The organism is Ferrimonas sediminicola (assembly GCF_005116715.1).
GTDB lineage: Bacteria > Pseudomonadota > Gammaproteobacteria > Enterobacterales > Shewanellaceae > Ferrimonas > Ferrimonas sediminicola.
In genome coordinates this window covers 1-2,226 of the sequence record NZ_SWCI01000030.1, presented here as the reverse complement: position 1 = coordinate 2,226, position 2,226 = coordinate 1, and the positions used below count along the sequence as shown (strand labels likewise).

Genomic DNA, 2,226 nt, shown 5'->3' with positions numbered 1-2,226 from the left:
CTCCGGCGCACGCCGGAGCCCAGTGTCTTGGCTCGCAGGGGCTTTGAGTGCTGTGGGGACCTTGGGTGACCTTCCGTTGCTGCTTAAAGCCACTGGACCCTGGCGTTCACCAGGGAGACGATGGTGCATGTGCAATGGAGAGAGTGTTTTAACCTATGGCCGCAGTTGCGTGCCGAACCCTCCTCGGAAAACCAAACAAGAAATCCCCCGTAAAAAGGAGGATAATATGCGCGCAGTCAATCAGTTGGATATAGGAAGTCTGGAATGCGGCGATACGGGTCGGTGGTCCATTACAAAAGCGTGAATTTCGGTGTGCTCAAGTCGCTGTTCCCCTACCTGCTGGAGTTCCGGGTGATCCTGGGGCTGTCGCTGGCCTGCCTGGTGGCGGCCAAGGTCGCCAGTGTGGGTCTGCCCTTCATCCTCAAGCACATTGTCGACAACCTCGATGGGGTGGGGGAGATGGCCAATGTCACCGCCATCCCCCTGGCGCTGCTGCTGGCCTATGGCCTGGTGCGTTTCTCCAACGTGCTCTTCGGTGAGCTCAGAGATACCCTGTTCGGCCGCATCACCGAGCGGGCCATGCGCCGGGTCGGCCTGAAGGTGTTCCGTCACCTGCACAACCTGGATCTGGCGTTCCACCTGGAGCGCCGCACCGGCGGTGTCTCCCGGGACATCGAGCGGGGTACCAGCGGCATCAGCTTCCTGATGCGTTTCATGGTGTTCAACATCGTGCCCACCCTGCTGGAGATCGCCCTGGTGGTGGGGCTGCTGTGGTGGAACTATCACGTGGGCTTTGCCCTAATCGTGCTGCTGGCGGTGGTGGCCTACATCGGTTTCTCGGTGGTGGCCACCGAGTGGCGCACCGATTTCGTCCGTCAGGTGAACGAGGCCGAGTCCCAGAGCAGCACCCGGGCGGTGGACAGCCTGCTCAACTTCGAAACGGTGAAGTACTTCACCAACGAGGAGCACGAGAGTCGCCATTACGACCAGGAGCTGGCGCAGTGGGAGAACGCCCGCCGTCGCAACCGCCTCTCCCTGTTTGCCCTCAACGGTGGTCAGGCGCTGATCATCGCCCTGGCGATGACCGCCGCCATGGTGCTGGCGGCATCCGACGTGGTCGACGGCGCCATGACCCTGGGTGACTTTGTGCTGATCAACAGCTTCATGATGCAGATCTTTATGCCGCTGAATTTCCTTGGCTTTGTTTACCGGGAGATGAAGGGCTCTCTGGCCAACATCGAGAGGATGTTCGACCTGCTGGGCCGCAAGCCGCTGGTGGAGGACAAGCCCGGTGCCGGGCGGCTGGCAGTGACCGACGGGGCCATCGAGTTTGACGATGTCCATTTCCACTACCACCCTGAGCGCCCCATCCTCAAGGGGGTCAGTTTCCGGGTGGAGCCCAGGCAGAAGGTGGCGATCGTCGGCAGCAGCGGCGCCGGCAAGTCCACCCTGTTTAAGCTGCTGTTCCGCTTCTATGAGGTCAGTGGCGGGGCGATTCGCATCGATGGTCAGGCCATCGACTCGGTGACCCAGAGTTCGCTGCGCCGCAATATTGGTGTGGTGCCCCAGGACACGGTGCTGTTTAACACCTCCATCTTCGAGAACATCCGTTATGGCAAGGTGGACGCCGATGACGAGGAGGTGTGGCGGGCGATCAGGCTGGCCCATCTGGACCAGTTTATTACCCGCCTGCCCGAGGGCGAGCAGACCCTGGTGGGGGAGCGCGGCCTGAAGCTCTCCGGCGGCGAAAAGCAGCGGGTGGCCATCGCCCGGGCCATCCTCAAGCATCCGCCGATCATGGTGTTCGATGAGGCCACCTCCTCTTTGGACAGCCATTCGGAGCAGCATATCCTCACCGCCCTGTCGGAGATCGCTCGGGAGCAGACCACCCTGGTGATTGCCCACCGGCTCTCCACCGTGGTGGATGCCGACAAGATCCTGGTGTTGGATCAGGGTGAGATCGTCGAGCAGGGCAGCCATCAGCAGCTGCTGACCAAAGGGGGGCGCTACGCTGCCCTGTGGCGGGTGCAGCAGCAGGAACGCAGTACCGACTGACCTGTTTCATTGCAGCGTCACTCCGGCGAACGCCGGAGCCCAGCGTCTTAGAGCCCACCGCCTGAGTCTCTGCCGACATGCCTCGGGTGAACGTAGAGGGATGACAAAGCCACTGGACCCTGGCGTCCGCCAGGGAGACGAGGGTGCGAGCGGGATTGGGAGCACCCTGTT

The 2,226-nt window shown here is 62.1% G+C and carries 1 protein-coding gene; it reads left to right on the top strand.

Translation table 11 applies throughout. The features are described 5' to 3' along the window. Positions 1 to 264: 264 nt before the first annotated feature. On the top strand, positions 265 to 2,055 hold the full coding sequence (locus FCL40_RS18345; RefSeq protein WP_136854721.1) for an ABCB family ABC transporter ATP-binding protein/permease: 1,791 nt from the start codon (positions 265 to 267) through the stop codon (positions 2,053 to 2,055). Positions 2,056 to 2,226: the final 171 nt, after the last annotated feature.